The organism is Streptomyces lydicus, from assembly GCF_000717345.1.
GTDB lineage: Bacteria > Actinomycetota > Actinomycetes > Streptomycetales > Streptomycetaceae > Streptomyces > Streptomyces lydicus.
In genome coordinates this window covers 1-25,454 of the sequence record NZ_JNZA01000007.1, presented here as the reverse complement: position 1 = coordinate 25,454, position 25,454 = coordinate 1, and the positions used below count along the sequence as shown (strand labels likewise).

The window sequence follows — 25,454 nt, the reverse complement described above, 5'->3', positions numbered from 1 at the left end:
AAGTTACCGCCGGTCGCACCCCGGCCGGCCGTCCGGCCCCCGGCATAGGCTGACCCCGTGGCAGCGAACGAGACCCCCCAGGACGAGCCCGCGCGGCCCCCGGAAAGCGGCCGCCCCGCGCGCGAATTCCGCATGGCCGAACTCGCCGCGGAAGCCGGCGTCACGGTCCGTACGCTGCGCTTCTACCGCGAACGCAAGCTCATCCCGCCGCCCCGCCGCGAGGGCCGGATCGCCTGGTACAACGATCACCACCTCGCCCGGCTGCGCACCATCGGCGCCCTGCTGGAGCGCGGCCACACCCTCGGCGGTATCGGCGAGCTCCTCGCCGCCTTCGACGCCGGCCGCGACGTGGGCGAACTGCTCGGCCTGCAGACCCCGTTGCTGCCGCCGTGGTCCGAGGAAACCCCGGTCCGGCTCACCCCGGAACAGCTCGCCGACCACTTCAGCCAGGACGTCACGGCGGAGAACCTCACCGCGTCCCTGGACCTGGGCTATCTGGCCGTCGACGGCGACGAGTTCGTCCACATCAGCCGCCGCCTCCTGGACGCCTCCACCGAACTCGTCCACCGCGGCATCCCGCTGGCCGCCGTCCTGGAAGCCGGCCGCACGGTCCGCGCCCACGCCGACGCGCTGGCCGACGTCTTCACCACCCTGATCCGCACCCACCTCCTCGCCGACATCCTCGAACGCCCCGGCACCGCCGACCTCCCCGGCCCCCAGGAGGTCGACCACATCGCCCGGACCATCGAAAAACTCCGCCCGCTGTCCAAGGGCGTGGTGGAGGCCGAACTCTCCATGGCCATGGACCGCCGGGTGCGCACGGAACTGGAGACCTGGCTCCGCGAGCAGGGGGACCGGGACTGCCCGGAACGGGACTGCCGAGCCGACAAGGAAGGCCCCGCGGACGCGCCGTAGCGCCCGCGCCACCCGCACCGCCCGGGACGGCCGCCGCTCAGCCGCGCGCCGGACGGAGCCGGGCGACCTGGTCGAGCAGCCGCCGCACGGCCAGGTCCCGGTCGGCCCGCGTCTCCTCCGCCACCGCGCGCTGCGCCGCGTACAGGCGCACCAACTCGGGCCGTACGTAGTGTCCCTGGGGCTGCTCCTCCAGCAGATGGGCGTCGCACAGCTCGGCCAGGTGCCGACGGGTGCGGGCGACGTCCCGCCCGGCCAGCGCGGCGGCGTCCAGCTCACCGACCCGGGGGCCCGGATGCAGTCCGAGGACGCGGAACAGCCGGGCGGCACCGCTCGACAGCGCGCGGTAGGTCAGATACAGGCTGGCCTCCACGGCCAGATCGGCGTCGTGCGCGGACAGCTCCTGGAGCCGGCGGCGCTCGTCGGCCAGCTTCCGCGTCCACCAGCCCAACGGCCACTCGGGGTGGGCCATCAGCCGCGCGGCGGCGATCCGCAGTGCCAGCGGAAGCCCGTCGCACCACCTGACGAGTTCCCTGGCCGCCGGCTTGTCCGCCTCGATGCGCTGCGGCCCCAGCGCGTTGGCCAGCAGCCGCAGCGCATCGCCGGGGGTCAGCGGCCCCACCCCCACCAGGACGGCCCCGTCCCGGACCACCAGCCCGCTCAGCCGCCGCCGGCTGGTCACCACGGCCAGACAGCCCGGCGTCGCGGGCAGCAGCGGGCGCGTCTGTTCCGCCGTACCCGCGTTGTCCAGCACCACGAGCATCCGCCGGCCGGCGAGCAGCGAGCGGTACAGCGCCGCGCGTTCCGGCACGGAATCGGGGATCGCCGCCTCCGGGACGCCCAGGGCCCGCAGGAACGCCGACAGCGCGGTGCCCGCCCGCAACGGGGGCCGCTCGAAGCCGCGCAGATCGACGAAGAGCTGCCCGTCGGGGAACTCCGCCGTGAGCCGGTGCGCCCACTGCACCGCCAGCGAGGTCTTGCCCGTCCCGCCGCCGCCCGCCAGTACCAGGCAGTGCGGCCGCGGCACCCGGTCCAGGTGCTGCTCCAGCACCGCCAGTTCGCGTGCCCGGCCGCAGAAGTCGACGACGGCGGGCGGCAGTTGGGCGACCCGGGGCGGTACCGCCGGCCGGGGGCCCTCGGCGTACGGACCGGCCGGGGGCGGTCCGGCCGGCGGGCGGGCGGCGGCCGGCGGCGAGGCGGCCGGGCCCCTGCCGAGCACCTCCAGATAGGCCGCGCCGAGCGCCGGGCCGGGGTCGATGCCCAGCTGCTCCTTCAGGTGCCGGCGGGTGCGGTGGTAGTGGTCGAGAGCCTCGGCCTGCCGGCCGTTCGCCTGCAGGGCGCGCATCAGCAGCGCGGCCAGCTCCTCGTGCAGGGGGTGCTCCGCGGTCCACGCGGTCAGCTCCGTGACCAGCTCCCCGTACCGGCCGAGCAGCAGCAGCTTCGCGCCGAGTTCCTGGAGCGCGGCCACCCGCGCCTGGGCCAGGCCGACGCCCAGCGTCCGGCGCACCCGGTCGCCGGGCACGTCCGCCAGCGCCTCGCCCCGCCACAGCCCGAGGGCCCGGCGCAGCATGGCGACCGCGGCCCGCGGGTCGGCGTCCCGGGCAGCGGAGACCAGGCTCCGGAACCGGTGGCTGTCCACCGCGGCCGGGTCGGCGATCAGGACGTACCCCTGCCCCCGCGTGACCAGCTCGGCATGCCCGTCCAGCAGCTGCCGCAGCCGGTGCACGTGGTTGTGCACCACGCCCCGCGCACGGGCCGGCGGCTCCCCGTCCCACGCCAGGTCGATCAGCCGCTGCACCGTGACCGCCTGGTTGACCTCACTGATCAGTACCGCGGCCACCGTACGGATGCGGCCCGCCCCCAGAGCCAGTGGACGGCCCTCGTCGGTCTCGATCTCCACCGGCCCCAGGAGCCGCAACTGAACCATCGTGTCCTCTGGTGCGAACAGCCGAACGGGACGGAACCACGGCCCGCCCTCACGCCACTGAAGACGCGGAAAACCATGGCTGGTTGCGGCCCTTGCCACCGCTCTCACTATATGGACCGCGCCGGCGCCCGGTGACGCGTCCGACCTGCCACGACGGCCCGCGTGAGCGCGGCGTGAGCAGTTCATGAGCGGCCCCGCCGAAGCTCGTTGCAGTGCCGGAGCGGCGGCTCACCCCTTGCCGCCGCTCCGGCCCGGCGCTCCGTTTCCGCTCGGTCCGGAGCCGTCCACCCCCCACTCCTGGAGGAGAACCATGTCCACATCGGGCGTCCTGAAGAAGAGCCTGGCCGCGGTGGCCCTGTGCGCCGCGCTCACCGCGACGGCCGCCGCCTTCCCGGTGGCCGCGTCGGCCGCGCCGGCCACCGCCGCGGCGGCGGCGGGTGACTCCCCGGTCGACGTCGGCGCCAACGCCAACCTGAACTTCAACGTCGACGTGCTCGGCATAGCCAACAAGATCGAGTCGTCGATCAAGACCGCCCAGAACCGCGAGGGCTTCGTCAAGAACCTGATGGAGTCGGCGTTCTACGCGAGCGGCGGCCAGTACAACGTCATGGTGCACAACCTCAGCCAGCCCTACGAGGAGCACCTCAACGGCGTGAAGGCGTACGGTTCCGCCACCTACGACGGCGTCGTCTACGGCATCTGGGTCTTCGAGGACGGCGAGTTCACCAACCAGGGCGACGGCGGCTACATCAACTGGGCCTTCAAGGGCTGGTTCGACCGCCCGGACAACGGCGGCTACGTGAAGTTCAGCCGTCCCTGACCCGGACCGGGCGGCCCGCCCCACCCCGGCGAGCCGCCCCGGGGCGCCCCCGTACTCCCCCGGGGGGCGCCCCACCCCGGCTAGGACGTGTACACCACCGTCACCGGTGCGTGGTCGCTCCACCGCTGGTCGTAGGCCGCGGCGCGCTCGACGTACGCCTTGAGCGCGCGCTCGGCCAGGCCCGGCGTGGCCATGTGGTAGTCGATGCGCCAGCCCGCGTCGTTGTCGAAGGCGCGGCCGCGGTAGGACCACCACGAGTACGGGCCCTCGGCGCCGAGGTGGAGGGCGCGGACGACGTCCACGTAGCCGCCGCGGGTCTCGGAGAGCACGTCGGTGAGCCAGCCGCGCTCCTCGGGGAGGAAGCCGGACTTCTTCTGGTTGGCCTTCCAGTTCTTGAGGTCGGCCTCCTGGTGCGCGATGTTCCAGTCGCCGCAGACCAGGACCTCACGGCCGTCCGCCGCCGCGCGCTCGCGCAGGTCGACGAGGTACGGGAGGAACTCCGCCATGAAGCGTTCCTTCTCGTCCTGGCGGTCGGTGCCCACCTCGCCGGAGGGCAGGTAGAGGCTGGCGACGGTCACGCCGGGCAGGTCCGCCTCGACGTAGCGGCCGCTGCTGTCGAACTCCGACGACCCGAAGCCGACCCGGACGCGGTCCGGCTCCCGGCGGCTGTAGAGGGAGACGCCGGCCCGGCCCTTGGCGGCGGCCGGTGCGTGCACGGTGTACCAGCCGGCGGGCTCGCGCACCTCGTCCGGCAGCTGGCCGGGCTCGGCCCGTACCTCCTGAAGGCACAGCACGTCGGCCGTGGTCCCGGCGAGCCACGGGACGAAGCCCTTCTTGGCCGCGGCGCGCAGTCCATTCACATTCACAGAGGTCACGGTGAGCATCCCGGCACGATACCCATCCCCGCCGGTTGATCGTTTCCGGTCCCTTCGCCGCCCCCGCCCGGCCCCCCGTACGCTTCATGGAATGGAGAGCAGCCCCGCCGGGATACGCCCCGTCGACACCCGCCCCGTCGAGATCCGCCCGGTCCGCTACGACCACCCCGACGCGGTCGCGCTGGACGCGCTGGTGCAGCAGGAGTACGTCCAGCGCTACGGCGACGGTGACATGACCCCGCTGGACCCGCGGATGTTCGTGCCGCCCCAGGGGATCTACCTGCTCGCGTACGACGGCGGCCGGGCGGTGGCCAGCGGCGGCTGGCGGGTGCAGGAGGACGCGGCCGAGGGGTACGCGGCCGGCGACGCCGAGATCAAGCGGATGTTTGTGACGGCCGAGGCCCGCGGGCGGGGCCTGGCGCGGCAGATCCTGGCCGCGCTGGAGGCCGACGCGCGGGCGGCCGGCCGCTCCCGGATGGTGCTGGAGACCGGCATCAAGCAGCCCGAGGCGCTGGAGCTGTACGCCTCCTCCGGCTATGCGCCGGTGACGAAGTTCGGGCTGTACCGGACGTACGACGACAGCCGGTGCATGGCGAAGCCGCTGACCGGGCCCGCCGGCTGAGGGGCCGGGCCGGCCCGCCACGCTTTTGTTGACAGGGTTCCGCGCCGCTCCCCATACTCATTCCACTAATGAACTAGCTAAAAGGGGGATCCAGGTGAGCGAGCCGAACTCATGGGCCGTCGAGGCCCGAGGACTGGGGAAGAAGTACCGCCGCGGCTGGGCCCTGGAGGACTGCTCGTTCCGGCTCCCCGCCGGCCACATCTGCGCGCTCGTCGGTCCCAACGGCGCGGGCAAGAGCACCTTCCTGGGCACCGCGACCCGGCTGGTGCAGCCGACCACCGGCTCGCTGAAGCTGTTCGGCGTGCCGGTCGGCGACCCGGCCGTGCTGGAGCGGTTCGCCTTCCTGGCGCAGGACAAGCCGCTCTATCCGCGCTTCACGGTCGCCGAGATCCTGCGGCTGGGCCGCGAGCTGAACCCGCGCTGGGACCAGGCGCTGGCCGAGCGGATCGTACGGTCCGGCAACGTGCCGTTCACCGCCCGGATCGGCACCCTCTCGGGCGGCCAGCGCACCCGCGTCGCCTTCGCCCTCGCCTTCGGCAAGCGGCCCGAGCTGCTGCTGCTCGACGAGCCGATGTCCGACCTCGACCCGCTGGCCCGGCACGAGCTGTCGGGGCTGCTGATGGCCGAGGCCGCCGAGCACGGCACGACCGTGCTGATGTCGTCCCACATGCTCTCCGAGATGGAGGACATGTGTGACTACCTCGTCGTGCTCGCCGAGGGCCGGCTGCGGATGGCCGGGCAGACCGAGGAGCTGGTGCCCGCGCACATGCTGGTGACCGGCGTGGCCGGCGGGGACAGCGGCGTGCCCGACGAACTGCTGCGGCAGCACACGGTGGTCGAGTCCCGGGTCACCGGGCGGCAGTTCAGCGCGCTGATCCGGCCCGGCGGCCCGCTCTCCGACAGCTGGGAGGCCCTGGTGCCGAGCATGGAGGAGGTCCTGCTGGCCTACCTCCGCTCGCCCGAGGCGCCCGTCCTGATCACGGACGAGGCCCGGATCGACAGCGACGCCACGAAGGAGGCGGCGGCATGAGCCGGAACAGTACGGCCGGCCGCGCCGGCACGACGACGGCCGCGGCAGACTCCGCGCCCGCCCCCGCCGGCACCCCCGCCCCGCGCCGCGCCCTGCTGCGCGGCCTGCCCTGGGTGGTCTGGCGCCGGCACCGGACCCTGCTGCGGATCGGCCTGCTGGTGACGCTCGCGAGCTGCGCGCTCTTCGCGTACCAGCGCATCGGCGTGCTGGACTTCCTGCACGGGAAGGGGTCCGCGCCGGGCGGGGACGGGCGGCTGCTCGACGAGTTCCAGAGCAGCTTCACCCCGATGTTCAACCGCGACCTCCAGTTCATGGAGTCCCTGCCGCTGCTCGTCGGCGTCTTCCTCGGCGCCCCGCTCATCGCGGGTGAGCGGGAGCACAACACGATCCGGCTGGTCACCACCCAGTCGGTGAGCCGCGGCCGGTGGATCGCCGTCGCGCTCGGGCTGCCGCTGGCGGTCGCCGCGGTGTGCACCGCGCTGCTGTCGGCCGCCTTCACCTGGCTGTGGTCACCGGCCCACGACCTCGTCGGCGGCGGCGACTGGCTGCAGAGCGGCGCCTTCGACAGCACCGGCCCCGTCCCGGTCGCCAAGACCCTCTTCCTGGCCGCCTGCGGCATAGCCCTCGGCCTGCTGGCCAAGCGGGTGGTGCCGGCCATGGCGGCCACCGCCGTGTTCGGCTTCGCCTTCTCCGTGGTCTGGTCCGAGCGGGTCCGCGAGCGGCTCGGCACGCTCCGCAGCCTCAGCTATCCGTACGACGGCGACGGCCCCCACCTGCCGCCCGGCTCCGTACGGATCGACGACTGGGTCTCCACCGCCGACGGCAGGCTCTACGGCTACGGCACCTGCGTCAACGGCGACACCGCGGCGTGCCGGGCCAAGCTCGGCATCGTCAACCGGGTGACCCAGTACTTCGATTACGGGCAGATGCCCGGCATGCAGTGGCTGGGCGCGGGGATACTGCTGGCGCTGACCGCCGCGGTCCTGGCCCTCGTCGTGTGGCGGACCCACCGGCGGCCGCTCTGAACAGCGGGGCGCGGCACCCGGGCGGCGCTTTGACACCCGGCACGGGCGGCCCGATCATCAAGCGGTCGGGCAGCGCAGTCCCGGCGGCACACAGCGTGACAGCGACCCCGGCGGCACACGGCGTGACACGGGTGGAAGCAGCAGAGAGGTGGTGAGCGTCGTCGAGTTCCGCATCGACCGCCGCAGCGGCGTCGCCACCTACCTCCAGATCGTCCAACAGGTCCAGCAGGCACTGCGGTTGGGCATCCTCGTCGAGGGCGACCGGCTGCCCACCGCCGCGCAGGTCGCCGCCACCACCAAGGTCAACCCCAATACGACCCTGAAGGCGTACCGCGAGCTGGAGCGCGAGGGCCTGGTCGAACCCCGCCCGGGCCTCGGCACGTTCGTCAGCCGTACGCTGGCCCGCCCCGATTCCGCGGCGGACGCCCTGCTGCGCGAGGAACTCCGCTCCTGGATGGAGCGTGCCCAGCGGGAGGGCCTGGACCGGGAGGACGTCCAGGCGCTGGTGAACTCGGTGCTCCAGGAGCGGTACGCGCAGGGGTGAGCGGGCCCCGGCCCGCGGGGCCCGGCCGGGTCGCCCCTCCGGGTTGACCCTGACCCCACGTCAGGCCGCACCCTGAGCGTCGTACGGAGAAAGCAGCCCGTACGCCGGTGGTGGCACGCCGCACCACCGGCCGGGCCGCCACCCGGCCGGCAACCGGCACGACGACGGGGCGAAGGACGCTGCGATGGGCTACTCGGTCGGGCAGGTCTCCGGCTTCGCGGGGATCACGGTGCGGACCCTGCACCACTACGACAGGACCGGCCTGCTCAGCCCCGGCGAGCGCAGCCCGGCCGGCTACCGCCTCTACAGCGACGCCGACCTCGCCCGGCTCCAGCAGATCCTCTTCTACCGGGAACTCGGCTTCCCCCTCGACGAGATCGCCACCATCCTGGCGGACCCGCAGGCCAACGCCCTGGACCACCTCCGCGCCCGGCACCGCCTGCTCACCGAGCAGATCGCCTCGCTGCAACGGCTGGTGGAGGTCGCCGAGCGGGCCATGGAGGTCCAGCAGACCGGGGTGGAGCTGACCCCCGAGCAGCGGTTCGAGGTCTTCGGCGAGGTGACCTTCGACCTCACCTACGCCACCCAGGCACACCTGAAGTGGCAGCACAGCGAGGGCCATCAGCGTTCGATGGCGCGGGCCGCCGCGCACTCCAAGGAGGACTGGGCGAAGATCATGGCCGAGTCCGCCGAGTGGCGCGGGCAGCTGATCGCCGCCTTCGAGGCCGGGGAACCGGCGGACGGCGCGCGGGCGACGGACCTCGCGGAGGACCACCGGCAGCACCTCATCCGCTGGTTCACGCCGTGCCCCACCGACATGCACGGCCGGATCGCCGACGAGTTCGCCGCCGACCCGCGCGCCTTCGCCCTGATCGTCCCGCCCGGCGAACAGCGCCCCGGCCTCGCCCCGTATCTCCGCACGGCCGTACACGCCAACGCCGCACGCCGGCCGTCCCCCACCCCGCCGGGCACACCGGCCACGGCCACCCCGCCGGACGCACCGCAGCCACCGGACGCACCGGAGCCGCCGCCCGCGGCCCCCGACGCCTCCTGAACCACCCGCGCGGCCACGCCCCGCCCCGTAGCTAGCTCATAGTTCCCTCCCCCTGGCCCGAAGGTTGGTCCACCCATGCCCAGAATCCTGCTCGCCGCCGCCGGCTCGTACGGCGACATCGCCCCGTACACCGGCCTCGGCGCCCGCCTCCTGGCCGACGGCCACCACGTCGCGCTCGCCACCCACGACAGCTACGCCCCCCTCGTACGCGCCGCCGGCCTGGAGTTCCGCCGGCTGCCGGCCGACCCGCGCACCCGGCACCCCGACCCCACCGCGCCGGCCCGGCCCGCCGCCCCGGCCGGCCGGGGCGACCTCCTGCGCCGGGCCGCCGCCTTCGTCAAGGAGCTGGGCGGCGGCCTCGCCGACGCGGCCCAGCAGGGCCCCGGCACCGACCTGCTGCTGCTGTCCGCCACCACCGCACCGCTCGGCCGCAACCTCGCCGAGGCGATGGGCATCCCCGCCCTGGACCTGCCCCTCGTCCCCGGCACCCCCACGGGCGACTTCGCCCCCGTGGTCAGCGGCGGCCGCTCCCTGGGCCGCTGGGGCAACCGCGCCGCCGGCCGCCTCTCCCTCCGCGTCATCGACCGCCTCTACGCGGACGCCACCCGGGAACTGCGCACCCGGCTCGGCCTGCCGCCCGCCACGCCCCGTACGGTCCGCCGCCGCGCCGAAGCGACCGGCCGGCCGGTACTGCACGGCTTCAGCGAGGTCCTGGTGCCCCGCCCCGCGGACTGGCCGAGCGGCCTGGAGGTCGTCGGCAACTGGTGGCCCTGGCACGCCCCCGACACCCAACTCCCGCCCGTGCTCCACGACTTCCTCGCCGCCGGCCCGCCCCCGGTCTTCCTCGGCTTCGGCAGCATGGCGGGCGGCGAGGGCGAGCGGCTGGGCGACCTCGCGGTACGGGCCCTGCGCCGCGCCAAGGTCCGCGGCGTCCTCCAGTCCGGCTGGGCCGGCCTGACCGCGGCCCCGACGGACGACGTCCTGACCATCGACGCGGTCCCGCACGACCTGCTCTTCCCGCACATGGCCGCGGTGGTGCACCACTGCGGCGCCGGCACCGCCGCCGCGGGCCTGCGCGCCGGGATCCCCACCGTCCCCGTCCCGGTCACGGCCGACCAGCCCTTCTGGGCCGCCCGCCTGGCCTCGCTGGGCGCCGCGGCCACCCCGATCCCCTTCAAGGACCTCTCCGCCGAGGACGCGGTGGCCCGGCTGGCCGACGCCCTCGGCCGGGCCGCCACCGACCCCGCCCTCCGCGAACGCGCCGGCCACGCCGCCCGCCGCCTGGCCACCGAGGACGGCGCCGGCTCGGTGGCCGCAACGGTCGCCCGCCTGACCACCTGAGCGACCCGGCCGACCACCGGCCGGACACCGCCAGGGGGGTTCGCCCACCCTCCCGTACGGTCCCGCCACCCGTACGGTCCCGCCACCCGATCGGCCGCCCGCCGCCCCTCCCCGGGATGCGACCGGCGGCCACAGGGCGTGGGCTCGCAACTATGACCACCTACCGCACGAGCACCCCGCTTCGCAGAACGCTGCTGCACGCCATAGCGTCGGCGGCCCTGGGCTCGGTCATCAGCCTGACCGTGGCCCAGACTGCCCTGGCCGCCCCCGCGGACTCCTGGACCCGCCCGATCAAGACCTGGTCCCACTACCGCGTCAGCTCGCCCTACGGCGTACGCGGCACCTGGCAGGCGGGCCACCACACCGGCATCGACCTCGCCGTCCGCAACGGAACCCGGGTCCGCTCCGTCGGCTCCGGCACCGTCGTCCTCGCCAAGAGGTCCGGCGCCTACGGCAACGCCGTCACGATCCGCATGAAGGACGGCCGCTACACCCTCTTCGGCCACCTCTCCCGCATCACCGTCCGCCCCGGCCAGAAGGTCGGCGCCCGCACCCGCCTCGGCTACACCGGCACCACCGGCCGCGCGACGGGCCCCCACCTCCACTTCGAGGTACGCACCAGCCGCCGCTACGGATCAGACATCAACCCCCTCACCTACCTGGCCAGACACGGCGTACACCTCCCCTTCCTCCTCCACTGACCACCCGCCCCCACCCCCACCCGAACTGACACCCCACCAGCCCCCCAAGCCTCATAAGCCCCACAAGCAATGGACATCGAAGAGGCTCCTCATCAGGCAGTCGCCGGAGCGGCGTTGCGCCCCCGGCCGTGGCGAGTACGTCACCGTGCTGACCCCGCCCGCCCCCACGAATATGACGCCCCGCCCGAATAACGTCCCGGCGCCCTGCGTGCCCTTGAGGTGCGGTGCCGCACTCCGTAGCCTCCAGCCCCATGAAGTGGACCGACCTCACCCCGGTGCTGATCGCTCTGCTGTCGCTCGCGGGGGTCGTCTGGCAAAGCCGGCGGACGCGCTACGACGGTCGAGACCGACTGAAGCGCGACATCGAGCTGTTGGCGATGATGCCCGACGACCTGGAGGGCAAGAGCCGGTACCGGGAACACGTCGACGCCTCGATCTCCACCCTCATCGAGGACGAGGACGTGCGCTCCAGGGACTGGGTGGGCATCTCCATGGGGCTCACCCTGCTCGCCATCGCCGTGGTGCTGGCCTGGGTCGGCGTCGGCAACGGAGGCTGGTGGCACCTGCTGACGGTGACCGCCGGCTTCATCGTGTTCGCCGCGGTGGTCTGCCTGTCGATCAGCGCGGGAAAGCACCGCCGCGACGAACGAGGCCGAGTGATCAGCCGCACCCAGCCCTGACCACGTCAAAGCCCCCACCGGATATCCCCGGCGGGGGCTTTGACGTGCTGTGGACCTGAGGGGATTCGAACCCCTGACCCCCTCGTTGCGAACGAGGTGCGCTACCAGCTGCGCCACAGGCCCTTGCGACGAGAGAAACTCTAGCATCCCGGTCGCGGTGCTCGGAAATCGCTTCCCGTGCTGGTCAGTGGAGGGCTGTCACTCGTTCGCCCGGTGCGGGGTGGGTCACTCGTTGGCGGCGCGGGGGCGGTCCTCGTCCTCGTACTGGTCGAAGAGCGGGGTGCGGCCGCGGGAGCGGCGGGCGGGGGTGTCGGGCTGGGGGTGGTCGGGGGCGGCGCTGGAGCGTGCGGAGCTCCAGGCGTCCTCGGCGTCGAGGTCGACGTGGCTGGTGGCGCGCGGGGCGACCGGGGCCGTGACGTAGGTGGGGAGCGGGACCGGGACGGGGTCCCAGCTGCCGGTGGCCGGGCGCGGGCGCTCGCGTTCGCGCTGCTGGTCGACCCACTCGGCGTGGTCGGTCTCCTCGACCACGGCGCGGCGGCCGGCCGTGGGGGAAGGGCGGGACGAGGGAGCCGCGCGGGGCGGTTCGGGGGCGATGTCGAGGGGGGCGTCAGCGTGGACGTCGGCCGGGTGGTCGTCGGCGGGCGGCTGGTCGGCCGCCTGGCGAGGGCGGTGCCGGCCTTCCCGCAGCCGCTGCGCCGCCGCCTCCGCCTTGCGCTGGTCCATGGTGAAGGTGAAGCGGCGGCGCTCCTGGGCGCGCAGGTAAATGATGTACGCGGTCAGGAGCAGTGCGGGGATCGCCGGGGCCCAGAGGAAGGGCAGGCCGCCGACGGCCGCGACGATGGCGCCGGTGGTGAAGGTGAGGAAGAGGACGGTGATGGTGCGCCGGCGCCGGGCGAGGACCTTGGCGCGCTTGGCCCGCTCGGAGAGGGACGGGCGCGGCGCGGAGGGCTGCACCCGGGTGTGAGTCTCGGGCTCGTCCACGGGGGCGGGGTCGCCGTAGGGCCCCGCGGCGGCCTCGTCGGCAAGGGCGTCCGGGGCCGGTTCGTCGCCCGCGTCGTCGGCGGGGTACTCCCCGCGCTCCTTGTCGTAGCGACGCTGCATGGCCGCGCGTCCGGACAGCAGCCGGATGGCGGTGCTGAAGCGCTCGGTCGGCCGGGCCTCGTTGAGCTCGTCCTGTCTACGGAGCCACATCGGCACCAAGTAGGCGGCCCAGGCCCCGACGATGACTGCGTAGATGAGGCCGCTGCTTCTCACAACTCACACGGTAGAGGGGTTTGCATGGGGCCATCCGCCAATTGGGCCGGTGTGTCGCACGATCTGGCTGATATCTCGAACTTTTTTGTGATGGTAGAGATCCGCACCCCCACCAATCGGGCCAATTCGGGATTGCATTCGAACGTTTATTTTATTTGTGGGGTGTGCCGGGAGCGGCGGGTTTCTGCTGGTGCCAGCGGCTGAGCAGCCCTTCGGGGGCTTCTTCCGCGGTGAGGGCGAAAACCGCGTGGTCGCGCCAGGCTCCGTCGATGTGCAGGTAGCGCGGGCGGATGCCTTCTTCGCGAAAGCCGAGTTTTTCCACCACGCGGCGGCTGGGGATGTTCTCGGGGCGAATGCAGACCTCGATGCGGTGCAGTCCCACGGAACGGAAGCAGTGGTCGACGGCGAGCGCCACGGCGGTCGGGATGACGCCGCGGCCGGCGACTTCCTGATCGACCCAGTAGCCGATATGGCCGGAACACATGGAGCCCCAGGTGATGCCGGCGACGGTGAGTTGTCCGACGAGCCGGCCCCGGTATTCGACGACGAACGGGAGCATCCGGCCGGCGTGTGCCTCGGCGCGCAGATGGCGGACCATCTGCCGGTAGGTGGGCCGGTGGGGCGGGGCGAGGCCGGGCGGGGGCGGCGGGATGGTGGCTTCCCAGGGGCGCAGCCAGTCGCGGTTGCGGCGGTTGACCTCGCGCCAGGCCCGCTGGTCGCGCACCTTTATCGGGCGGAGGGTGACATCACCGTCCGTCAGGACCACCGGCCAGGGCGCGTTCAGCTCGGGCTCCCGGAAGGACGGGGATGATCGCCGCCGCGGATCTGGTCGACGGCGTGCGGCAGGAGGTCGGCGAGGACCGCGAGGCCGTCGCGGACGCCGCCGGTCGAGCCGGGGAGGTTGACGATCAGGGTCGTACCGGCGACTCCGGCCAGGCCGCGGGAGAGGGCGGCGGTGGGGACCTTCGCGCGGCCGGCCGCGCGGATCGCCTCGGGGATGCCGGGGACCTCGTGGTCCAGGATCCGGCGGGTGGCCTCGGGGGTGCGGTCGGTCGGCGAGAGGCCCGTGCCGCCGGTGGTGAGGATGACGGCGTAGCGGGCGGAGTCGACGGCCTGGCGCAGGGCGGCCTCCACCGGGTCGCCGTCGGGGACGACCTGGGGGCCGTCGACCTCGAAGCCCATGGCCGTGAGGCCCTCGGCGAGCAGCGGGCCGCCCTTGTCGGCGTACACGCCGGCCGCGGCGCGGTTGGAGGCGGTGACGACCAGGGCGCGGGCGGGTCTCATGACCGGCTCCAGTCGCCGGACTTGCCGCCGGTCTTCTCCTCGACGCGGATGTCGGAGATCACCGCGGCCTTGTCGACGGCCTTGACCATGTCGACGACGGTGAGCGCGGCGACGGAGACGGCGGTGAGCGCCTCCATCTCGACGCCGGTGCGGTCGGTGGTCTTGACGGTGGCCGTGATCTCCACGGCCTCGTCGGTGACGGCGAGGTCGAGCTTGACGCCGGAGACGGCGAGGGGGTGGCAGAGCGGGATCAGGTCGGGGGTGCGCTTGGCGCCCATGATGCCGGCGATCCGGGCGGTGGCCAGGGCGTCGCCCTTGGGCATGCCCTCGCCCCGCAGCAACTCGATGACCTGCGGCGATACCAGGACGCGGCCACGGGCGGTGGCGGTGCGGGCGGTGACGTCCTTCGCGGAGACGTCGACCATCCGCGCCGCGCCCGCCGCGTCGAGATGGGTGAGGTGTTGCTGGCCGCTGCTCATCGTTCTCCCGGTCCAAACTGCCGCCTGTGGGACGACACCGTACCCCTGGCGGCCGTGGGCCACCCGGCGGGCTATCCCAGCGGCAGGACGTCCACGTCCGCGTCCGCGGGGACCTCGGTGGTGTCCTCGGGGACGACGATCAGGGCGTTGGCGTGCGCCATGGCCTTGATCAGGTGGGAACCAGGGCCGCCGACGGGGGTGACCGTGCCGGCCGCTGCGTCGTAGGAGCCGCGCAGGAACTGCCGCTTGCCCTGGGGCGAGGAGGCGATGGCGTCGGTGCACCGGGCGGGGACGGTGGGGCGCTGCGCGTCGGGCAGGCCCATCAGGGCGCGGATGGCGGGGCGGACGAAGAGCTCGAAGGAGACGTACGAGCTGACCGGGTTGCCGGGCAGGGCCAGCAGCGGGATGCGGTCGGGGCCGATGAGGCCGAAGCCCTGGGGCTTGCCGGGCTGCATGGCGAGCTTGCGGAACTCGACCCGGCCGGACACCGGCGAGCCGTCCGGTGCCGTCTCCTCCGACAGCGCGGTCAGGGTTTCCTTGACCACGTCGTAGGCGCCGACGCTGACGCCGCCGCTGGTGACGAGGATGTCGGCCCGGATGAGCTGGTCCTCCAGGGTGGCGCGGAGGGTGTCGGCGTCGTCGGCGACCGCGCCGACGCGGTAGGCGAGGGCGCCGGCGGCGCGGGCGGCGGCGGTGAGCTGGAAGCTGTTGGAGTCGTGGATCTGGCCGGGGCCCAACGGCTCGCCGGGCTGGACCAGTTCGCTGCCGGTGGACATCACCACGACGCGGGGGCGGGGCCGGACCCGGACCGTGCCGTAGCCGAGGGCGGCCAGCAGGCCGATCTGGGAGGGGCCGAGGACGGTGCCCGCGGTGAGGGCCGGCTCGCCTTCGGTGACGTCGCTGCCGCGGGCGCGGATGTGGGCGCCGGCGGTGACCGGGCGGTGCACGCGGACCTCGCCGGCGGCGTCCTGGGGGGCGGCGCTGTGGGCGCGCATGGTGTCCGCCGGCCCCTCGCCGGAGCCGCCGTCGGTCCACTCGACGGGGACGACAGCCTCGGCGCCGGGCGGGACCGGGGCGCCGGTCATGATCCGGGCGGCCTGGCCGGGGCCGAGCTCCGGCAGCTCGCCGCTGCCCGCCGCGACGTCGCCGATGACGGTGAGGGTGACCGGGGCGGTCCCGCTCGCGTCCGCCACGTCGGCGACGCGGACGGCATAGCCGTCCATGGAGCTGTTGTCGAAGGGCGGCAGGGCGACGGGGACGGTGAGGTCGTCCACCAGGACGCAGCCCTGGGCGTCGAGGAGCTGCAGCTCGATCGGCTCCAGGGGGGCGATGGTGGAGAGCACGTCGTCGAGGTGCTCGGCCACCGACCAGACGCGGTCCTGGTGGCTGGTCCGGCCGGTGGCGTTGTTCAACGTCCTACATCTCCTCGGTGACGTAACTGCGCAGCCAGGCCCGGAAGTCGGGGCCCAGGTCCTCACGTTCGCATGCCAGTCTGACAATGGCACGCAGGTAGTCGCCACGGTCGCCGGTGTCATAGCGCCGGCCCTTGAAGATCACGCCGTGCACCGGCCCGCCCAGGGAGGGGTCGGCGGCCAGGGCCTGGAGGGCGTCGGTGAGCTGGATCTCGCCGCCGCGGCCCGGGTCGGTCTTGCGCAGCACCTCGAAGACGGCCGGGTCGAGGACGTAGCGGCCGATGATGGCGAGGTTGCTGGGGGCGTCGGCCGGGTCGGGCTTCTCGACCAGGTCGGAGACGGTCACCACGTCGTCGTCGCCGGTGGGGGCGGCGGCCGCGCAGCCGTAGAGGTGGATCTGCGCCGGGTCGACCTCCATGAGGGCGATGACCGAGCCGCCGTGCTGTTCCTGGATCTCGACCATGCGCGCCAGCAGGGGGTCGCGGGGGTCGATCAGGTCGTCACCGAGGAGGACCGCGAAGGGCTGGTCGCCGACGTGGGGCGCGGCGCACAGCACCGCGTGGCCCAGCCCCTTGGGGTCGCCCTGGCGGACGTAGTGCATGGTCGCCAGGTCGCTGGACTCCTGGACCTTGGCGAGGCGGGACTCGTCGCCCTTGCGGTGCAGGGCCTCTTCGAGTTCGTAGTTGCGGTCGAAGTGGTCCTCGAGCGGGCGCTTGTTGCGGCCGGTCACCATCAGGACGTCGGAGAGTCCGGCGGCGGCCGCCTCCTCCACCACGTACTGGATGGCGGGCTTGTCGACGACCGGGAGCATCTCCTTGGGTGTGGCCTTCGTGGCGGGGAGAAACCTGGTGCCGAGGCCGGCTGCCGGGATGACAGCCTTGCTGATCCGTGTGTGCGATGGGGTCATGCGCGACACCATAACCGGCCCATTCGGAACGATGATGAGGGTCCGGTGAATAGGGCATGAGAGCGGGAGCAAGGGCACACAGTGAGCACTGAGCACGATAGAAAGCGCAGGTTGCGGCGGGGTCTCCTGGAGGTAAGAAGATCCTTGCCGCCGGATGTCGTCGCGGCGACGGGCGAGGCCCTGGCCCGACGGGCCCTGGAACTTGACGAGTTGGCGCGGTATCTCGCCGCTCCGCCCGCCGAACGGACCGGCCCCGCCCCTACGGTCGCCGGCTATGTCTCGATCGGCGGGGAGCCCGCCACCGGGCCGCTGCTGGAGCGGCTGCGGGCGGCCGGGGTGCGGGTGCTGCTGCCCGTGCTGCTGCCTGATAACGATCTGGAATGGGCGCTCTACGAGGGCCCCGAGCGGCTGGTTCCGGCCGGCTGGGGGCTGCGGGAGCCTGCCGGGGAGCGGCTGGGCCCCGAGGCGGTCACCGGGGCGGACGTGGTGCTGTTGCCGGGTCTGGCGGTGGACCGGAGGGGGCTGCGGCTGGGGCGCGGCGGCGGCTCGTACGACCGGGTGCTGGCGCGGCTGGAGCGGGCCGGCGCGCGGACCTCGCTGGTGGTGCTGCTGTACGACGACGAGGTGCTCCAGGAGGTGCCGGCCGAGCCGCACGACCGGCGGGTGCACGCCGCGGTGACGCCGTCGGCGGTGCACCGGTTCCCCGGCTGAGCCCGGGAACGCCGACGGGCGGGCCGGAGAGGACTCCGGCCCGCCCGTCGGCGGTGTGCGAGGGCGGCGGCCCTACGGCGAGAGCGTCAGGGTGTCCTTGCCCGCCTTCTTCACGGCCGCTTCGCTGTACGCCCAGGGCAGCAGCTCGCCCTTGGCCCACTTGTCGGTCTGGTCGTAGTAGTGGGCGTCGTAGGCGTGCCCGGAGGCGCCGGTGAGGTTGATCCAGCGGGACTTGTCGAGGTCGGCGAGGTTGACGACCATCCGCATCGACGGGACCCAGGTGACCTTGTAGCCGCCGGCGGCGTTCCAGCCGGTGGCGTCGACCGCGGCCTCACCGCCTCCGACGTTCCACGGGCCGCGGTTGAACAGGCCCTGGAGGAAGCCGGGACCGTCGGTGCCGAGCGTCTGGTTCTTCAGGAACATCTGGTGCAGCCGGCCCCAGGTCCAGTTGTCGATGTTCTTGCCCAGCTTGGAGGTCAGTTCGTAGCGCGCGTCCTTCATGGCGTGCGCGAGGAGCTGGTCGCGGTTCTTGTCGCCGGGGCGGCCGGGCCGGTCCTCGGTCTTCCACCAGGCGTTGTTGGGGTCGTCGAGGATGGTGCGGACGACCTCGTACCAGCGGTCGCCGCCGTCGGGCTGGGCGGTGTCGCCGGCCCGCTGGCCGCATTCGCGGACGTACTTGTCGTTCTCGTCGGCGGGTCCGGTCTCGTCGGCCGGGCGGACGGTCAGGCACTGCCCTTCGGGGCGCAGCTCCTTGGGCATCTTGTTGCCGAACGCGAGCTTGAGGGTGTTGCGCCAGACGGCGTTGAAGTAGGCGGCCGCAGCGGAGTCGGGCTCCTGGGTGAAGTCCCAGCCCTCCAGCAGCTGCTGGGCGTCGCGGACGTACTTGTCCTTGATGTCGAGCTTCGTCAGGTAGGGCGTGAGCACCCGGGCGATCTCGCTGCTGTTGTCCTTCTGGAACGCCTGCATGTCGTCGGTGGAGACCTTGCTGCCGTCCTTGATCTTGGACTGGATCAGGTCGTTGATCCGCTGGCTGCGGGAGCCGTAGCCCCAGTCCTTGGTGATCAGGTACGGGTACTTCTCATCGGCGACGGCCTGGTTGGCGGTGACGATGTAGCCGCGCTCGGGGTTGTACTCGTACGGCAGGGCCTTCTGCGGGATGTAGCTCTTCCACTGGTAGGCCGGGTCCCAGCCGGGCGCCGGGTAGGTGCCGTCGAAGTGGCCGTCGCCCTTGCCGCGGACCGGGATCCGGCCGGGCGCCTGGTAGCCGATGTTGCCCTGGGTGTCGGCGTAGATCAGGTTCTGGGAGGGCACCTCGAAGTGCCCGGCGGCCTTGCGGAAGCTGCTCCAGTCCTTGGCCCGGTCCAGCTCGAAGATGGCGTCCATGGACTTGCCGGGGTCCAGCGCGGTCCAGCGGAGCGAGACGGCGTAGCCGTCGCCGCGGTCCGGTGCGGCGTTGCCGACGGGGGCGCCCTTGCCGACGTTGCCGAGTTCGTCGTCGCGGTCGGAGACGATCGGTCCGTTGTTGGTGGAGCGGACGGTGATCTCGCGGCTCTCGCCGCCGGCGACCTTGATGGTCTCCTTGCGCGTGACGAAGGGCTGCTGCTTGCCGTCGTAGAGGTACCCGTCTGCGTTGATCTTCTCCAGGTACAGGTCGGTGACGTCCGCACCCAGGTTGGTCATGCCCCAGGAGATGTTCTGGTTGTGGCCGATGACGACGCCCGGCATGCCGGAGAAGGTGAAGCCGGAGACGTCGTAGCCGCACTTGGGGCCGGTGGTACGGCAGTGCAGGCCCATCTGGTACCAGAGCGAGGGCATCTGGGGCGCCAGGTGCGGGTCGTTGGCGAGCAGCGGTTTGCCGGTGGGGGTGTGCGCGCCGGAGACGACCCACGAGTTGGAGCCGATGCCGTTGCCGTTGGGGCCGAGCAGCGCGGGGACCTTGTCGAGGGTCTTGGACAGCGACGACAGCTGGGACTGCAGGCCGGTGGCGGCGGCGCCGGCGGACGCGGCGGTGGAGTGGGCCGAGCCCTTGGGCGAGAACCGCTTGGTGGCCGGGTCGACCGTGCCGCCGTCGACGATCGGCTTGTTGCGCTTGTACGGGTATGCCGGGTAGAGCTGGGCGATCTGCTCGGGGGTGAAGCGGCTGGTCATCAGGGAGCGGTCGATCTCTTCCTGCATGTTGCCGCGCAGGTCCCAGGCCATCGCCTTGAGCCAGGCCACCGAGTCGACCGGCGTCCACTTCTCCGGCTTGTAGTCGTTCTGGAAGTCCAGTGCCGCGTACTCCAGGGACAGCGCGGAGCCGCCGTGGTCCTTGAGGTAGGCGTTGACGCCGTCGGAGTAAGCCTGGAGGTACTTCTTGGTCCCGGCCGACAGCTTGGTGTCGTACTCCTTCTGCGCCACCCGGTGCCAGCCGAGGGTGCGCAGGAACTCGTCGGTCTTGACCTGGCTCTTGCCGAACATCTCCGACAGCCGGCCGGCGGTCATGTGGCGCCGGACGTCCATCTCCCAGAAGCGGTCCTGGGCCTGGACGTAGCCCTGGGCGCGGAAGAGGTCCTCATCGGTGTCGGCGTAGATCTGCGGGATGCCGTTGGCGTCGCGGACGACGTCCACCGGGTCCGTCAGGCCCGGGAGTTTGAGCGAGCCGGTGGTCTGCGGGAAGGAGGCACGCACGGTGCTCACTCCCCAGAACGCGCCGAAACCGATGCCCGCCACGAGCAGCAGCACGACAGTGATCGCGACGAGGCGGCCGCGCCGCCCCTTCTTCTTCCTGGGGACCGGGCCGGACTTGTTGGCGGGCATCTCTGTCCTTCGAGGGGCAGGGTGGGAGTGCTGGAGCAACCATAGGCGCACGGGTTTGGCGACCCCTACGCGGAGTCAGGGCCAGCGCATCCGACTTTCAAGTAATGGTAAATTGTTAGTCTCAGTAACTAGATACGGTAAGGAAACACCCCCAGTCCGACGCCCGGCCGTGCGAGGAAGGACCAGCTCCTGACTGTCGACCATCTCAATGAACTCCTGCTGCTCTCCTCGCTCGTGCTGCTCATCGCGGTCGCCGCAGTACGCCTCTCCTCGCGCAGCGGGCTCCCCAGCCTGCTCATCTACCTGGGGATAGGCATCGCCATGGGGCAGGACGGCATCGGGGGCGTCGTCTTCGACAACGCCGAACTGACCCAACTCCTCGGCTACGCCGCGCTGGTCGTGATCCTCGCCGAGGGCGGCCTGGGCACCAAATGGAAAGAGATCAAACCGGCCCTTCCCCAGGCGGCGGCGTTGTCGACGGTCGGCGTCGCGGTGAGCGTGGGCGTCACCGCGGCCGGCGCGCACTATCTGGCCGGGCTCGACTGGCGGCAGGCGCTGCTGATCGGCGCCGTGGTCTCGTCCACGGACGCCGCGGCGGTCTTCTCCGTGCTGCGCAGCGTGCCGCTGCCGGCGCGCCTGACAGGTGTCCTCGAAGCCGAATCCGGCTTCAACGACGCCCCGGTGGTCATCCTGGTCGTCGCCTTCTCCACCCCGCGACAGGTCGACCACTGGTACGTCCTGCTCGGCGAGATCGCCCTGGAACTCGCGATCGGCGCCACCATCGGCCTGGCCATCGGCTGGCTCGGCGCCTACGGGATGCGGCACGTGGCGCTGCCCGCGTCCGGCCTCTACCCGATCGCCGTCATGGCCATCGCCGTCTCGGCCTACGCGGCCGGCGCGCTGGCCCACGGCTCCGGCTTCCTCGCCGTCTATCTGGCCGCGGTGATCCTGGGCAACGCCAAACTGCCGCACGCGCCGGCCACCCGCGGCTTCGCCGAGGGCCTCGGCTGGATCGGCCAGATCGGGATGTTCGTCCTGCTGGGTCTGCTGGTGACCCCGCACAATCTGCTCGACGACATCGTTCCCGCGCTGGTCATCGGCATGATCCTCACCCTCGTCGCCCGGCCGACGTCGGTGTTCACCGCACTGCTGCCGTTCCGGGTGCCCTGGCGGGAGAAGACCCTGCTGTCGTGGGCCGGACTGCGCGGCGCGGTCCCCATCGTGCTGGCCACCATCCCGATGGTGGGCGACGTGCCCGGCAGCGAACGCGTCTTCAACATCGTCTTCGTCCTGGTCGTCGTCTACACCCTCATCCAGGGGCCGACCCTGCCCTGGCTCGCCAGACGGCTGCGGCTGGGCGACGGCGAGGAGGCCGCGGACCTGGGCATCGAGTCGGCGCCCCTGGAGCGGCTGCGCGGCCATCTGCTGTCGACGTCCATCGGGGCGTCGTCGCGGATGCACGGTGTGGAGGTCGGCGAGCTGCGGATGCCCGCGGGCGCCGCGGTCACCCTCGTCGTCCGGGACGGCTCCAGCTTCGTACCGGCGCCGTCCACCGTGCTGCGGCGCGGCGACGAACTGCTGGTGGTCGCCACCGACCCGGTGCGCGACGCGGCCGAGCGGCGGCTGCAGGCGGTCTCCCAGGGCGGCAAGCTGGCCGGCTGGCTGGGCACGGGCGGCACCCCGCACCGGCGCCCGCACCGCGGCGGCCGGACCTGAGGCGGAGCAGGCGGAACAGGCGGCCCACGGGCCGCGGCCCGGGCGGACCGCCGCGCCGGTCCGGGCGCGATCACCCCGGAAATGTGCTGCAGATCTCCACGGATCCCAAGGAAAACCGCGTGAAGCCCTGGTTAATCCCAGGGCTTCACGCGGTGCGACCTGTAGTATGAAGAACGAACATCTACGAACCAACTCTGCCTGATGCAGAGCTGGCGCGACCGCTCGGCGGCCGCGGTCCCCTGCCACACGCAGCCGCCTCTCGGGGTGCGGACCACGCGGTATCACTCGGTCCTGCGCGAGAGGACAGCTCTCGGCGCGTACCCGTGACGACCTTGCGGGCGGCGCGCTACCAGGCGGCAGAAAGGCCCGGCCGTGGCATCCGCGGTCAAGGACTCCCGTCCCGGTTACGGACAACTGCTCCGCACCCCCGGCGCATGGACATTCCTGCTGCCCGGCTTTCTTGCCCGGCAGCCCTTCGCGATGCTGACGATCGGCATCGTGCTGCTCGTCCAGTCCACCACCGGCTCCTACGGCACCGCCGGCGCGGTCTCCGCCGCGACCGGTGTCTCGATGGCGCTGTTCGCCCCGCAGAGCGGCAAGCTCGCGGACCGCTTCGGGCAGCGCGCGGTGCTGATCCCGGGCGTGCTGGTGCACGTCGCCGGCGTGTGCGCGCTGATCACCCTGGCCCTCGCGCACGCCCCCCTGTGGGCGCTGCTCGCGGTGGCCGTCCCCACAGGCGCCTCGACCCCGCAGGTCGGCCCGATGGTGCGGGCCCGCTGGGCCTCCCGGCTCGGCGGCAGCCCGCTGATGCCGACGGCCGCCGCCTTCGAGTCGGTCACCGACGAGTTCACCTTCGTCGTCGGCCCGGTCCTGGCGACGGCGCTGTGCACCGGCATCCACCCGGCGGCCGGCCTGGTCGCCGAGGCGGTGCTGACGCTGGCCGGCGGCCTGCTGTTCGCCTCGCAGAAGCGCAGCCAGCCCCCGGTCCACACGGACGCGTCCGGTGGCGCACCGCGGGTCTCGGCCCTGTCGGTGCCCGGCGTGCGGGTGCTGATCGTCGCGTTCCTCGGCATCGGCGCCGTCTTCGGCGGCATGCAGGTCTCGCTGACGGCGTTCACCCAGCACATCGGCCAGCCCGGCATCAACGGCGTGCTCTACGGGATCTTCGCGGGCGGCAACATGCTCGCGGGCATCGTCTGCGGCGCCGTCGCCTGGAAGGTCGGCCCGCGGCGCCGGCTGCTGGTCGCCTACGGCCTGCTGGCGCTGGCCACCACCCCGCTGTGGACGCTCTCCGCGGTGCCGCTGCTGGGCGCGGTCGGCCTGGTGGTCGGCCTGTGCATCGCCCCGGCCCTGATCACCGGATACACGCTGGTCGAGTCGCTGGTGCCGGCCGCCGCCCGTACCGAGGCGTTCACCTGGCTGACCGGCGCGGTCGCGCTGGGCCAGGCGGCCGCCGCCACTTCCGCCGGCCAGCTGGCGGACCGCTTCGGGCCGAGCACCGGCTTCCTGGTGCCGCTCGCCGGCACGGCGCTGGCCTTCGTGGTCCTGCTGGCGCTGCGCGCCCACCTGGTGCCGCGCCCGGCAGCCGCGTCCGCCGCGGCGGGCTCCGCGGCAGCCACCGCCGCCGGACACGCGTCCGGGGAGCGGGAACAGGAACGGGGACGGGAGTTGACGAACGCCTGACGGACCCGCTGCCGGACGTGGTCCGGGACGTGGGGTCGGTCACCGTGGCCTCGTCGCGGTGGACGGACGCACGGGAATACTGCAATATGGAGCGTCGTTAGCACTCATCGAGTGAGAGTGCCAGGAGGAAGTCAAGTGCCGACCTACCAGTACCAGTGCACCGCGTGCGGCGAGGGCCTCGAGGCGGTGCAGAAGTTCACCGACGACGCGCTCACGGAGTGCCCCGCCTGCCAGGGACGCCTCAAGAAGGTGTTCTCCGCGGTCGGCATCGTCTTCAAGGGCTCCGGCTTCTACCGCAACGACAGTCGCGGTTCGTCGTCCAGCAGCAGCCCCGCGAAGAGCTCCACCACGTCCGGCGGCTCGTCCTCCTCGGACTCCGCGGGCTCCTCGTCGAGCAGCTCCGACACCAAGTCGTCCACCCCGGCGGCGTCGTCGTCGAGCAGCACGACGAGCACCAGCTCCGCGGCCTGACGACCGGCGCCACCGGCACCACCGGCTTCTTCGGACCCCGCCGTCCCTGACGGCGGGGTCCGCCGCATGTCCGCCACCGGGGCGCCACGGTCCGGCGTGCGCGGCCCCGCTAAGGTGACCGCCATGGCTGACGCGGACATAGGTGTAATCGGCGGATCGGGTTTCTACTCCTTCCTCGACGACGTGACCGAGATCACGGTCGCCACTCCCTACGGCCGCCCGAGCGACTCGGTGTTCCTCGGCGAGATCGCCGGCCGCCAGGTCGCCTTCCTGCCCCGGCACGGCCGCGACCACCGCCTTCCGCCGCACCGCATCAACTACCGCGCCAACCTGTGGGCGCTGCGCTCACTCGGCGTGCGCCAGGTCCTCGGCCCCTGCGCGGTCGGCGGGCTGCGCCCCGAATACGGCCCCGGCACCCTGCTGGTCCCCGACCAGCTCGTGGACCGCACCAAGGCCCGCGTCCAGACCTACTTCGACGGCGAGCCGCTGCCCGGCCCCGCCTCTTCGGACGCGACGGAGAGCGGAGGCGGAACGAAGTGGAGCGGGCGCGTCCCCAACGTCGTCCATCTGTCCTTCGCCGACCCCTACTGCCCTGCCGGCCGCCGAGCCGCCCTCACGGCCGCCCGCGGCCGCGACTGGGAACCGGTCGACGGCGGCACGCTCGTCGTCATCGAGGGCCCCCGCTTCTCGACCCGCGCCGAGTCCCGCTGGCACGCCGCCCAGGGCTGGTCGGTGGTCGGCATGACCGGCCACCCCGAAGCCGTCCTGGCCCGCGAACTGAGCCTGTGCTACACCTCGTTGACCCTGGTCACCGACCTGGACGCGGGCGCCGAGACCGGTGACGGCGTCTCCCACGAAGAGGTCCTGGAGGTCTTCGCGCAGAACGTCGGCCGGCTGCGCGAGGTGCTCTTCGACACGGTCGCCGCCCTCCCTGAGACCACGGCCCGCGACTGCCCGTGCGTCGACGCCCACGGGGGCTTGGACCTGGGCATCGAGCTGCCGTAGCGCCACGCCGCCGCCCCTCGGTCTCCCTCTCCCGGGTGGCCGAGTTATCCACACGGGCGGGGCCGTCCACAGGCCGGAGCGGGCCGGAGCGAACTGCGGCACGGTGGTGATCGCCGGTTCCTTCCCACCCCACCGAGGCGGTGCCACCCATGCTCTCCGCACACCCCCACACCTGTCTCTTATACACATCTGACGCTGCCGACGA

24 protein-coding genes and 1 tRNA gene are annotated in these 25,454 nt (G+C 72.8%); 15 read left to right on the top strand and 10 right to left on the bottom strand.

The features are described 5' to 3' along the window. The first annotated feature begins 57 nt into the window (after window positions 1–57). A complete protein-coding gene (locus tag OO62_RS07610; protein WP_077192667.1) occupies window positions 58–915 on the top strand; it encodes a MerR family transcriptional regulator in 858 nt (285 codons plus the stop codon). A gap of 37 nt (window positions 916–952) precedes the next feature. On the opposite strand, the gene OO62_RS07605 is transcribed toward OO62_RS07610, so the two are convergent. After that, a complete protein-coding gene (locus OO62_RS07605) occupies window positions 953–2,839 on the bottom strand; it encodes an AfsR/SARP family transcriptional regulator (RefSeq protein WP_228332463.1) in 1,887 nt (628 codons plus the stop codon). A 310-nt stretch (window positions 2,840–3,149) separates the two neighbouring features. Between OO62_RS07605 and OO62_RS07600 the strand changes: the two genes are divergently transcribed. Then, a complete protein-coding gene (locus OO62_RS07600) occupies window positions 3,150–3,659 on the top strand; it encodes a hypothetical protein (RefSeq protein ID WP_051732866.1) in 510 nt (169 codons plus the stop codon). A gap of 80 nt (window positions 3,660–3,739) precedes the next feature. On the opposite strand, the gene OO62_RS07595 is transcribed toward OO62_RS07600, so the two are convergent. Beyond that, entirely contained in the window at window positions 3,740–4,543 is an 804-nt protein-coding gene (locus OO62_RS07595; protein WP_033266485.1) for an exodeoxyribonuclease III, read from the bottom strand. A gap of 82 nt (window positions 4,544–4,625) precedes the next feature. On the opposite strand from OO62_RS07595, the gene OO62_RS07590 reads away from it, so the two are divergent. The 8 genes from OO62_RS07590 (at window position 4,626) to OO62_RS07555 (ending at window position 11,531) form a co-directional block, all read left to right on the top strand. Then, complete coding sequence (locus OO62_RS07590) at window positions 4,626–5,156, top strand: GNAT family N-acetyltransferase (protein ID WP_051732864.1); 531 nt, start codon at window positions 4,626–4,628, stop codon at window positions 5,154–5,156. 94 nt (window positions 5,157–5,250) lie between these two features. Continuing rightward, window positions 5,251–6,186 carry an ABC transporter ATP-binding protein gene (locus OO62_RS07585; protein WP_033266484.1) on the top strand — a complete coding sequence of 312 codons (936 nt, stop codon included), beginning with the start codon at window positions 5,251–5,253 and terminating at the stop codon, window positions 6,184–6,186. Next, entirely contained in the window at window positions 6,183–7,211 is a 1,029-nt protein-coding gene (locus OO62_RS07580; RefSeq protein WP_033266483.1) for an ABC-2 transporter permease, read from the top strand. Before OO62_RS07585 ends, OO62_RS07580 begins: the two co-directional genes overlap by 4 nt. A 148-nt stretch (window positions 7,212–7,359) precedes the next feature. Then, entirely contained in the window at window positions 7,360–7,755 is a 396-nt protein-coding gene (locus OO62_RS07575; RefSeq protein ID WP_033266482.1) for a GntR family transcriptional regulator, read from the top strand. A gap of 184 nt (window positions 7,756–7,939) precedes the next feature. After that, a complete protein-coding gene (locus tag OO62_RS07570) occupies window positions 7,940–8,809 on the top strand; it encodes a MerR family transcriptional regulator (RefSeq protein WP_051732863.1) in 870 nt (289 codons plus the stop codon). A gap of 75 nt (window positions 8,810–8,884) precedes the next feature. Continuing rightward, window positions 8,885–10,150: a glycosyltransferase gene (locus tag OO62_RS07565; protein ID WP_033266481.1), complete on the top strand. Its 1,266-nt coding sequence runs from the start codon at window positions 8,885–8,887 to the stop codon at window positions 10,148–10,150. A 152-nt stretch (window positions 10,151–10,302) separates the two neighbouring features. Continuing rightward, a complete protein-coding gene (locus OO62_RS07560) occupies window positions 10,303–10,851 on the top strand; it encodes a M23 family metallopeptidase (RefSeq protein ID WP_033266480.1) in 549 nt (182 codons plus the stop codon). Between the two features lie 251 nt (window positions 10,852–11,102). Beyond that, window positions 11,103–11,531 carry a hypothetical protein gene (locus OO62_RS07555; RefSeq protein ID WP_033266479.1) on the top strand — a complete coding sequence of 143 codons (429 nt, stop codon included), beginning with the start codon at window positions 11,103–11,105 and terminating at the stop codon, window positions 11,529–11,531. 50 nt (window positions 11,532–11,581) lie between these two features. Here the strand turns inward: OO62_RS07555 and OO62_RS07550 are convergent. The 7 genes from OO62_RS07550 to galU all read right to left on the bottom strand — a co-directional run bounded on the left by OO62_RS07550 (window position 11,582) and on the right by galU (window position 16,867). After that, a tRNA-Ala gene (locus OO62_RS07550) sits at window positions 11,582–11,654 on the bottom strand. Window positions 11,655–11,756: 102 nt separating this feature from the next. Next, the gene (gene sepX, locus OO62_RS07545; RefSeq protein ID WP_033266478.1) at window positions 11,757–12,785 is read right to left on the bottom strand and encodes a divisome protein SepX/GlpR; all 1,029 of its coding nucleotides are present in this window, start codon (window positions 12,783–12,785) and stop codon (window positions 11,757–11,759) included. 151 nt (window positions 12,786–12,936) lie between these two features. After that, window positions 12,937–13,569, bottom strand: a complete 633-nt coding sequence (locus OO62_RS07540) for a GNAT family N-acetyltransferase (RefSeq protein ID WP_077192671.1) — start codon at window positions 13,567–13,569, stop codon at window positions 12,937–12,939. Then, window positions 13,566–14,069, bottom strand: a complete 504-nt coding sequence (locus OO62_RS07535; RefSeq protein WP_033266476.1) for a MogA/MoaB family molybdenum cofactor biosynthesis protein — start codon at window positions 14,067–14,069, stop codon at window positions 13,566–13,568. Before OO62_RS07535 ends, OO62_RS07540 begins: the two co-directional genes overlap by 4 nt. After that, complete coding sequence (moaC, locus tag OO62_RS07530) at window positions 14,066–14,548, bottom strand: cyclic pyranopterin monophosphate synthase MoaC (protein WP_033266475.1); 483 nt, start codon at window positions 14,546–14,548, stop codon at window positions 14,066–14,068. The genes OO62_RS07535 and moaC overlap by 4 nt, the downstream gene beginning before the upstream one ends. Before the next feature lie 71 nt (window positions 14,549–14,619). After that, window positions 14,620–15,960 (bottom strand): molybdotransferase-like divisome protein Glp, encoded by a 1,341-nt coding sequence (gene glp, locus OO62_RS07525; RefSeq protein ID WP_033266474.1) that lies wholly within the window; start codon window positions 15,958–15,960, stop codon window positions 14,620–14,622. Between the two features lie 4 nt (window positions 15,961–15,964). Further along, the gene (gene galU / locus OO62_RS07520) at window positions 15,965–16,867 is read right to left on the bottom strand and encodes a UTP--glucose-1-phosphate uridylyltransferase GalU (protein WP_033266473.1); all 903 of its coding nucleotides are present in this window, start codon (window positions 16,865–16,867) and stop codon (window positions 15,965–15,967) included. Between the two features lie 111 nt (window positions 16,868–16,978). Here galU and OO62_RS07515 point away from each other — a divergent pair, with 111 nt between their 5' ends. Next, window positions 16,979–17,578: a 5-formyltetrahydrofolate cyclo-ligase gene (locus tag OO62_RS07515; protein ID WP_077192672.1), complete on the top strand. Its 600-nt coding sequence runs from the start codon at window positions 16,979–16,981 to the stop codon at window positions 17,576–17,578. A 72-nt stretch (window positions 17,579–17,650) separates the two neighbouring features. Here OO62_RS07515 and OO62_RS07510 read toward each other — a convergent pair whose 3' ends face one another. Further along, a complete protein-coding gene (locus OO62_RS07510) occupies window positions 17,651–20,374 on the bottom strand; it encodes a penicillin acylase family protein (RefSeq protein WP_033266471.1) in 2,724 nt (907 codons plus the stop codon). A gap of 189 nt (window positions 20,375–20,563) precedes the next feature. Here OO62_RS07510 and OO62_RS07505 point away from each other — a divergent pair, with 189 nt between their 5' ends. From OO62_RS07505 to OO62_RS07490, 4 genes are all read left to right on the top strand, one after another. After that, complete coding sequence (locus OO62_RS07505; RefSeq protein ID WP_077192674.1) at window positions 20,564–22,090, top strand: potassium/proton antiporter; 1,527 nt, start codon at window positions 20,564–20,566, stop codon at window positions 22,088–22,090. Between the two features lie 372 nt (window positions 22,091–22,462). Then, window positions 22,463–23,773, top strand: coding sequence for an MFS transporter (locus tag OO62_RS07500; protein ID WP_033266470.1), 1,311 nt, complete (start codon window positions 22,463–22,465; stop codon window positions 23,771–23,773). Window positions 23,774–23,908: 135 nt separating this feature from the next. Further along, the gene (locus OO62_RS07495; protein WP_033266469.1) at window positions 23,909–24,244 is read left to right on the top strand and encodes an FmdB family zinc ribbon protein; all 336 of its coding nucleotides are present in this window, start codon (window positions 23,909–23,911) and stop codon (window positions 24,242–24,244) included. 123 nt (window positions 24,245–24,367) lie between these two features. Continuing rightward, entirely contained in the window at window positions 24,368–25,249 is an 882-nt protein-coding gene (locus OO62_RS07490; RefSeq protein WP_033266468.1) for an S-methyl-5'-thioadenosine phosphorylase, read from the top strand. Window positions 25,250–25,454: the final 205 nt, after the last annotated feature.

Bases quoted from the DNA above. Each gene is read 5' to 3' on its own strand.
- OO62_RS07590 (WP_051732864.1), top strand. From the start codon at position 4,626: ATGGAGAGCAGCCCCGCCGGGATACGCCCCGTCGACACCCGCCCCGTC.
- OO62_RS07490 (WP_033266468.1), top strand. From the start codon at position 24,368: ATGGCTGACGCGGACATAGGTGTAATCGGCGGATCGGGTTTCTACTCC.
- OO62_RS07535 (WP_033266476.1), bottom strand. From the start codon at position 14,069: ATGAGACCCGCCCGCGCCCTGGTCGTCACCGCCTCCAACCGCGCCGCG.
- OO62_RS07605 (WP_228332463.1), bottom strand. From the start codon at position 2,839: ATGGTTCAGTTGCGGCTCCTGGGGCCGGTGGAGATCGAGACCGACGAG.
- OO62_RS07560 (WP_033266480.1), top strand. From the start codon at position 10,303: ATGACCACCTACCGCACGAGCACCCCGCTTCGCAGAACGCTGCTGCAC.
- OO62_RS07570 (WP_051732863.1), top strand. From the start codon at position 7,940: ATGGGCTACTCGGTCGGGCAGGTCTCCGGCTTCGCGGGGATCACGGTG.
- OO62_RS07580 (WP_033266483.1), top strand. From the start codon at position 6,183: ATGAGCCGGAACAGTACGGCCGGCCGCGCCGGCACGACGACGGCCGCG.
- OO62_RS07595 (WP_033266485.1), bottom strand. From the start codon at position 4,543: ATGCTCACCGTGACCTCTGTGAATGTGAATGGACTGCGCGCCGCGGCC.
- galU (WP_033266473.1), bottom strand. From the start codon at position 16,867: ATGACCCCATCGCACACACGGATCAGCAAGGCTGTCATCCCGGCAGCC.
- OO62_RS07565 (WP_033266481.1), top strand. From the start codon at position 8,885: ATGCCCAGAATCCTGCTCGCCGCCGCCGGCTCGTACGGCGACATCGCC.
- OO62_RS07510 (WP_033266471.1), bottom strand. From the start codon at position 20,374: ATGCCCGCCAACAAGTCCGGCCCGGTCCCCAGGAAGAAGAAGGGGCGG.
- moaC (WP_033266475.1), bottom strand. From the start codon at position 14,548: ATGAGCAGCGGCCAGCAACACCTCACCCATCTCGACGCGGCGGGCGCG.
- OO62_RS07600 (WP_051732866.1), top strand. From the start codon at position 3,150: ATGTCCACATCGGGCGTCCTGAAGAAGAGCCTGGCCGCGGTGGCCCTG.
- OO62_RS07555 (WP_033266479.1), top strand. From the start codon at position 11,103: ATGAAGTGGACCGACCTCACCCCGGTGCTGATCGCTCTGCTGTCGCTC.